This window comes from Streptomyces sp. S6, assembly GCF_054880855.1.
The window spans coordinates 1-954 of the sequence record NZ_JBTYMC010000687.1 but is presented as its reverse complement, the minus strand read 5'-3'; the positions used below and the strand labels follow the sequence as shown (position 1 = coordinate 954).

Annotated in this window: 2 protein-coding genes; one reads left to right on the top strand and one right to left on the bottom strand. The window is 74.0% G+C overall.

Features of this window, described 5'->3' with window-relative positions; genetic code table 11:
* On the bottom strand, nucleotides 1–138 hold a 138-nt coding region (locus ACVNF4_RS36455), incomplete at its 3' end, for a CoA transferase (protein WP_461807096.1).
* 171 nt (nucleotides 139–309) lie between these two features.
* Here ACVNF4_RS36455 and ACVNF4_RS36450 point away from each other — a divergent pair.
* Nucleotides 310–954 (top strand): saccharopine dehydrogenase family protein (locus ACVNF4_RS36450; protein WP_461807095.1); only part of this gene is annotated, 645 nt, incomplete at its 3' end.

The following is a 954-nucleotide window of genomic DNA, read 5'->3' as shown; positions in this document are numbered from 1 at the left end:
GGGGCGGCCGGGGCGGTCCACGCGGACGACGTCGGCGCCGAGGTCGGCCAGGAGCATCGCGGCGAACGGGCCGGGGCCGATGCCGGCCAGCTCGACCACGCGCACTCCGGCGAGCGGTCCGTGTCCTGCCGTCGTCATCCAGCCCCCTCGCCGTCGTCATCGCCGATGCTAGGAACGTGTTCCGGTCGGCACAAGAGCAAGCGCTTGGAAACCCGCCTGTCCGGATGCCCGGGTGCTTGATCGCGTCCCGTGCCCCCCACGCTAGCCTCGGGCACTGACAACGGCGCACCGTACGACCCGAGGGGTGTCATGAGCAGGCTGAAGAAGACGGACCGCCCGTACGACGTCGTGCTGTTCGGGGCCACCGGCTTCGTCGGCACGCTCACCGCGGAGTACCTCGCCGAGCACGCCCCTGCCGAGCTGCGGTGGGCGATCGCCGGGCGCAGCGTGGAGAAGCTGGAGCTGCTGCGGGAGCGGCTGCCCGGCGGGGAGGCCGTCGGGGTGCTGCGCGCGGACGTCGCCGACGCGGCGTCACTGCGGGCTCTCGCGGATCAGGCGCGTGTCGTCGCCACGACCGTCGGCCCGTACGTGACCTACGGCGACGACCTCGTGGCCGCCTGCGCCGACAGCGGCACGGACTACCTCGACCTCTCCGGGGAGCCGGAGTTCGTCGACCTGACCTATGTGCGGCACGACGCACGCGCGCGGGAGACCGGGGCGCGGCTGCTGCACGCGTGCGGGTTCGACTCGGTCCCGCACGACCTGGGGGCGTACTTCACGGTGCGTCAGCTGCCGGAGGGGGTGCCGCTGACGGTCGACGGGTTCGTGGCCGCCGACGCGATGATCTCCGGCGGGACCCTGTCCTCCGCGCTGAACCAGTTCTCGCGCGGGCGCCAGGTGTTCGCCGCCGCGCGGGACCGGGCCCGGCACGAGCCCCGGCTCGTCGGCCGCCGG